At 37.4% G+C, this 1,318-nt stretch carries 2 protein-coding genes; one reads left to right on the top strand and one right to left on the bottom strand.

Annotated elements, in window-relative coordinates; genetic code table 11:
* Positions 1 to 153: 153 nt before the first annotated feature.
* The gene (locus ACOVO2_RS19020) at positions 154 to 471 is read left to right on the top strand and encodes a hypothetical protein (protein ID WP_421771493.1); all 318 of its coding nucleotides are present in this window, start codon (positions 154 to 156) and stop codon (positions 469 to 471) included.
* 214 nt (positions 472 to 685) lie between these two features.
* Here the strand turns inward: ACOVO2_RS19020 and ACOVO2_RS19015 are convergent.
* A partial coding sequence (locus tag ACOVO2_RS19015) for a carboxypeptidase-like regulatory domain-containing protein (RefSeq protein WP_421771492.1) occupies positions 686 to 1,318 on the bottom strand: 633 nt, incomplete at its 5' end.

Raw genomic sequence — 1,318 nt, 5'->3', positions numbered from 1 at the left:
CTCCGACTTCGTAGTGGTGTTAGTTGTTCTCTGAACAGCGGTGTTTGTATACGTCGTTCAGAGAACGACATTCACACCTACGAAGTCACAGACTTCGCAGAGCGTTTTTAGCACTAATTAATTTAGAAACATTATTATCCCAAACCTTAAACAATGAAAATATTAAAAATAGCCATCTTAAAAGATGATTTTGATGAAATTTTGAATGGAGAAAAAACAGAAGTATATCAAGATTTTATACCCTTTTGGGAAGAACAACTATTGATAAATGACAAAGAAGGAGTCAGATTCAGAAAGTACGATGCTGTGGAGTTTAGAAATGGATTTGAAGCAAATGTACCAACAATAGTAATAGAATGGAAAGGTACAGAACTCGAACTTTTTGATGAAGCACCAAGAGGCTCTAAAGACCCCGAAGATTATTATTTTGTAATCAATTTAGGCAAAATATTGGAAACAAAAAATTGTTGATTGTATTATGTACGTTGTTCTGAGAACGACATTCACACCTACGAAGTCGGAGACTTCGCAGAGCGTTTTTTTGATTGACGATTAAGGATTTATGATTATAAATTGTGGAATTTGAGAAATAAAAACATTCTAAAATCAACAATTTGTAATCTGCACTCTTCAATTTTTTAATAGCCCGAAGGCTATGGAGATTCGCAAACTGGGAAACGAAAATCTACTTAATCTTCAACTCCCGCTTCACTTCTTTCTTTACTTTCTTGCCTTTTCGTTTGGCTGGAAACCATTTTGGGCCATTTTTTACGGCTTCCACCACTTTTTGGGTGTTTTCTTTGCCGAGTTCGTTGTCAATTTGCACATTTGATGGCGTACCATCTGGCTCGACTGTGAGACGTAGCCGAAGTGGGTCTTCAAAGTGTAAAGTCGATACTGCACCTGTACCTTTGAGTGAGTTTCTTAGATAAGTATCGTAGTTGCTCCAGCCGCCCACGGGTACGGGGTCTTGCGTGGGTGGTTCGTTAATCAGAATCGTTTTTTGTTCAGCCTTTTTTGCTTTTGATTGATTATCCGCCACAATTACTTCGGCCAATGCACTGCTATTTTCCGATAGTTTTATTTTTCCTAAATCTTGGTTTTTTACGACAATTTCCTGCGGATTATAACCAATGGCATTGATTTCCAAGGCCTCCCCAATACTCACATCATTGAATTTGAAAACACCATTGATATCAGTTTGCACAGACTTATTACTATTTTTGAGGCTTACGATTGCCCCTACAATTGGCTGATTTTCAGTATCAAGAATTTGCCCAGAAAAAGTCGGTGTTTTTTCTCTGCTTGTCAAAATTAC

Source organism: Emticicia sp. (genome assembly GCF_049241225.1).
In the GTDB taxonomy this organism is placed as follows: Bacteria; Bacteroidota; Bacteroidia; order Cytophagales; family Spirosomataceae; genus Emticicia.
The sequence above is the reverse complement of the archived record's forward strand: the minus strand, read 5'-3'. Positions and strand labels throughout refer to the sequence as shown.

Bases quoted from the DNA above. Each gene is read 5' to 3' on its own strand.
- ACOVO2_RS19020 (WP_421771493.1), top strand. From the start codon at position 154: ATGAAAATATTAAAAATAGCCATCTTAAAAGATGATTTTGATGAAATT.